Source organism: Actinomadura roseirufa, from assembly GCF_900659635.1.
Classification (GTDB): Bacteria; Actinomycetota; Actinomycetes; order Streptosporangiales; family Streptosporangiaceae; genus Spirillospora; species Spirillospora roseirufa.
Window position 1 is genome coordinate 1 of record NZ_CAACVB010000432.1, and the last position, 4,413, is coordinate 4,413.

Below are 4,413 nucleotides of genomic sequence, written 5' to 3' on the forward strand. Positions count from 1 at the left end.
GGCAAGGAGAATCGGCGGCCGCGCCTTCCTGGCGGTATCTTCCTGGCGGTGTCTCCCAGTTTCGCTGGACGGACCGGCACGGCGATTCCTCCTTCCTGAAGTTCTCCTTGTTAGCTCACGAGAGGTCGCGCGCAGTTGTGGCATGGTCACGGCGGTGACATCGGGGCCCAGGGCGCGATCGGCCAGGCCGTGGACCCAGGTCGTCGCCGTCCGGGTCGGGTCGGCCGCACCACGGTCGGGGAAGGGTGGGCTGGGCGGGGGCGGTGTATTGATCTTACTTGGGTGCCACCTGTGTTCACATTGTGCGGTGCTAGCGTCACTGTGTGCGATTGGCGATGTGCCTGGTCGCTCGGTAGATGAACGGCGGTTCGATCTCGTCGTCCCGCTCGATGAGCGCCGGGCGTTCGGGCTCCGTGGGCGGACGACGGCGACGCCGACGAACCGGAGGAGGCCACCATGGACGTGACGGCAGGAGCGGCGCCGGACGCGGGCGCCGTCCCCGCTCAGAGCGGACGGACCATGGCCGACCCCGTGGTCTCCGGGCCCGGGCCGGCCGGCGGCGCACGGGGGGACGACTGGTTGCGGCGGCGGGCGAACCTGGCCACGCCGATGGCCGTGCGCGTCGCGGCGACGTTGCGGCTCGCCGACCAGATCGCGGAGGACGGAAGCACGGCGGCCGACGTCGCCGAGCGGGTCCGCGTCGATCCGGGCGCGCTGGAGCGTCTGATGGATTACCTGGTCACCGTGGGTGTTCTCGCCGGCGGCGCCGACGGGCGCTACCGGCTCACCCCGGAGGGCGAACCCCTGCGCGAGGGACATCCGCGCAGTATGCGGGCCCTGCTGGACACTCGCGGCGCGCTGGGACGAGCGGAGCTGTCCTTCGTCGAACTGCTGCACAGCGTGCGCACCGGAGAGGCCGCCTACCCCCATCGCTACGGCCGGACCCTTTGGGAGGACATGCAGGACGATCCGGGCCTCGCGGCGGACTTCGACGCCTTCATGGCCTCCTGGCTCGCCGCCTCGTTGCCCGCGCTGATGCTCGCCTACGACTGGGCGAGTCTCCGGCACGTGGTCGACGTGGGAGGCGGTAACGGCCGGTTCCTGGCCGCGCTGCTGACCGCCTGCCCGGCGCTGCGGGGCACGCTCGTCGAACAGCCCGGCCCCGCCGCCGACGCCCGCGCGGCGCTGGCCGAGGCCGGGGTCGCCGGCCGTGCCGAGGTCGTGGTGGGCAGCTTCTTCGACGCGCTGCCCGCGGAGGGCGGGGGCTATGTGCTCGCGAACGTCCTGCACGACTGGGGCGACGAGGATTGCGCGCGTATCCTGCGCCGCTGCGCACAGGCGGCCGGACGGGCGGGCCGGGTCATGGTGATCGAACGCGTGCCCGACGACGAGCGGCCGGAATCGTCCATGGATCTGCGCATGCTGGTGATGTTCGGCGGCCGGGAGCGGAGTCTTTCGGAGCTCACCCGGCTCGCCGACGCCGCCGCGCTGGGCGTGGTCGCCGTCCACACGGCCCACGAACTCCGGATGGTCGAACTCCGCCCGCACGGGTAGTCGGCCCGGTGAACCGCCCTACCTCGCCCCAGTGAAGGGACAGGATGACCGATAACGAGAATCCACCGGCCGGGGGCGCATCGGAGGACGATACGGTCAACAGCGGCTTGGCCTGGGAGGACTACTGGCACCGGGTGGCCCGAGGCGATCTCGGCGCACCACCGTGGAACGTCGAGCGCGGCACGACGACGGCGCCCTATTTGCCGATCATGCTGCGGCATATGACCGCCGGGCTGCCCCTGGTGGACATGGGGTGCGGGGACGGCGGAATCACCCGCCACCTGGCCCGGTTCTTCGAGCGCGTGGTGGGCTTGGACGTCTCGCCGAGCGCGATCGCCCGCGCCCGGGAGCGCACGTCGGAGCCCAATGTCGAGTTCGATGTGCTCGACCTGTCCGATGAGATCGGTGCCCGGCGGATCACGGACCGGCTGGGAGACGTCGACCTGCATCTGCGCGGGGTCCTGCACGCCATTCCCGCTCACGCGCGGACCTCCGCCCTGGCCGTCCTGGCTCGTCTGGCGGGCGGGCGTGGCCGCGTCTTCGACACCGAGGTCCGCCACCCGGGTCAGGCGACCCGCGTTCAGATCTTGCGCACTCTGTACGGGCGCGTGCCCGACCGGGTCGCCGACGTCGACCGAGCCGGTCTCCGCGTGCAGAAAATCGACGACCTGGCGGCCCTGTACCGGGACGCGGGCTGGCGCGTCATCGAGACCGGAGACCAGACCTACCATTCCGATGTCCGCCTGCCCGACGGCGGCTTCGTGCAATACCCCTTTCAATACGTGCTCGCCCGACCCGACAACGACGCTGATTGAAGTCACGTGTTAGGGCCGGGTCGGTGATGACCTCGTCCGCCTCACGCACGGTCTCCCTATCCGAACGCTCGCGGCCCGCCGTTTCACGGTAGGCGGCCGCGGTGGGGAGGGGTCCCGGACGCGACGGTTCAGTGTGAGACCAAAGCGGGACGAGAACGGGCAGGGCGCCCGGCGGCCTAGGACAGTAGTGGCGCACGTGCGTGACCTTCTGAACGAAGCCGGAGTCGAAAGGGCGGACGAATGGCGCGAAGGCCGATGGGCGGCGATCCCGGCCGCGAGGAGGATTTACCGACCATCATCGCGGAGATCGATCGGAGCGCGGGCGACCCCGCGAGGACGGTGCTGTGGTGCCGCCGCGCCCTCCGCCATCCCCTCGTCCGGGCCAGTCCGCGGGGGTTGGCGGCGGTCCAGGTCAGGTACGGCCGTGGCCTGCGCGACCTCGCGGACGGTGATCGCCGGGAGAACGTGGAACTGGCCTTGGAGGCGCTGCTGGAGGCCGTCTCGGGTTACGAGCGCCTGGACGACGACGCCCAGCTCGCCGCGACCCTGCACACCCTCGGCACCGTCTACGCGGACCGTATCGCCGGAGACGGCGCCCAGAACATCGAGCGGTCCATGGCCTGCCACAGCCGCGCGCTCCGGCTCGCCACGGTGCCGACGACCCGCGCCATGGCGGCCTACGAACTCGCCCGGCGCTACCGCGCGCGGGCCGGCGACGACCCCGCGGGCGACACCGAAGCCGCGATCGCCAATCTGAGGATCGCGGTGGAGGGCTATCGCGCGGCGGGCGAGACCTCGTGCCGGGCGGACGCCGTCTCCCTCCTCGGGCTGTGTTACGAGGAGCGGCGCACCGGCTCCCGCCGCGACAACCTGGAGGAGGCCATCGCCTGCCACAAGGCCGCTGTGGACGGCTACGTCGAGGGTTCGGGCGAATGGCTCCAAACGATCTACAAACTGGGCATGGCCTATTCCCGCAGGATCGCCGGGGACGAGGCCGGCAACAATGAGCTCGCGCTGGACTGCTTTAAAAGAATGCACCGTGTGGCGGATCCCCGGACGTTCCCGGAGGCGTGGTCGAACGCCAACCATGCCCTGGGAGTCGCCTATAACAGCCGGCGGCGCGGTGACCGTGCCGAGAACATCGAGCTGGCCATCGAGCATCTGACCGAGGCGCTACGGCACATCGACCCCCTGCGGGACCGGCAGAACTGGCAGATCACCCATCACAGCCTGGCCGCGTCCTACGACTACCGTCTCGCGGGCGACCGGGGCGCCAACCTCGACCGGGCCGTCGAGCACCTCACAACCGCCCTCGGCGGCGACCGCTCGGACGATCCGCGTCGCCGCGCCATGTTCCAGCAGAGCCTGAGCATGATCTACCTGAAGCGCGCGCAGGACGGCTCGCCGAACGGACATCGCAAGGACGATCTCAGGCGAGCCCGGGAGGCACTAGACGACGTCCTCACCGTCCGTACCCGAGAGGCCGATCCAGCGGGCTGGGCCAGGGCCATGCAGCTGATGACCGTCCTGCAGAACGAGGACGCCACGCTCCCGGAAACCGAACCCGCCGCCGACCGCGCCCCCCAAGACGAGCGCGCTCCCAAGGACGAGCGTGGTGCCAAGGGCGACGAGGCAGGGATTCGGCGGCTTGAGCGCAACATCGCCACCCTGCGTTCCAGTGCCGAGGTCTACGACAGGGACGCCGATCCTGAGGGCTGGGCCCGCAACCGCCTGATGCTGGAGATGGCCTTGAGCGAACACGCCGCCGTCACAGATCCGGATCGGTACTGGGCCGAGCGCGCCGTCCTCCTCCAGCAGGCCCTTCAGGTCCATACCCTCGAAAGCAACCCTGGTCTCTGCTCCGGGTCCGCGCTCCGCCTCGGCAACGCCTTCGCCGCGGTGGGCCGCTGGGCGGACGCCTCGGACGCCTTCGTTCTCGCGGTGGAGGCGGCGGAGTCGCAGTACCCGGCCGCGCTCACCGTGCTCGGACGGCGTCACCATCTGGAGTCCGGTCCTTCCACGGCGCGCCTGGCCTCGTACTGCC

General features: G+C 70.8%; 3 protein-coding genes. All 3 read left to right on the forward strand.

The window, feature by feature from the left end; all coding sequences use genetic code 11:
• Positions 1-456: 456 nt before the first annotated feature.
• Complete coding sequence (locus E1291_RS39500; protein WP_242614666.1) at positions 457-1,554, forward strand: methyltransferase; 1,098 nt, start codon at positions 457-459, stop codon at positions 1,552-1,554.
• A gap of 44 nt (positions 1,555-1,598) precedes the next feature.
• Entirely contained in the window at positions 1,599-2,369 is a 771-nt protein-coding gene (locus E1291_RS39505; RefSeq protein ID WP_131743128.1) for a class I SAM-dependent methyltransferase, read from the forward strand.
• 240 nt (positions 2,370-2,609) lie between these two features.
• Positions 2,610-4,413: tetratricopeptide repeat protein (locus tag E1291_RS39510; RefSeq protein ID WP_131743129.1), on the forward strand; the 1,804-nt coding region annotated here is incomplete at its 3' end.

Bases quoted from the DNA above. Each gene is read 5' to 3' on its own strand.
- E1291_RS39500 (WP_242614666.1), top strand. From the start codon at position 457: ATGGACGTGACGGCAGGAGCGGCGCCGGACGCGGGCGCCGTCCCCGCT.
- E1291_RS39505 (WP_131743128.1), top strand. From the start codon at position 1,599: ATGACCGATAACGAGAATCCACCGGCCGGGGGCGCATCGGAGGACGAT.